The sequence below is a fragment of the Salmonella sp. SAL4457 genome (genome assembly GCF_046548235.1).
GTDB lineage: Bacteria > Pseudomonadota > Gammaproteobacteria > Enterobacterales > Enterobacteriaceae > Salmonella > Salmonella enterica.
Genome location: NZ_JBGDZO010001474.1, coordinates 1 through 230, shown reverse-complemented (window position 1 = coordinate 230; position 230 = coordinate 1). Strand labels below are relative to the sequence as shown.

Below are 230 nucleotides of genomic sequence, written 5' to 3'. Positions count from 1 at the left end.
CGGCTATGCCGTGCACTGGCTGGGGACGCCGCGCGGCATCGAGAATGACCTGGTACCCAAGGCCGGCCTGCCGTTGCACCTGATCCAGGTCAGCGGGCTGTGCGGCAAGGGCCTGAAGTCGCTGGTCAAGGCGCCGCTGGAACTGCTCAAGTCGCTGTTCCAGGCGCTGCGGGTGATCCGCCAGCTGAGGCCGGTCTGCGTGCTCGGCCTGGGTGGCTATGTCACCGGCC

At 68.7% G+C, this 230-nt stretch carries 1 protein-coding gene; it reads left to right on the top strand.

Annotated features, from left to right (window positions below; genetic code table 11):
• On the top strand, nucleotides 1-230 hold a 230-nt coding region (locus tag ACLJNW_RS29080), incomplete at both ends, for a glycosyltransferase (protein WP_410962150.1).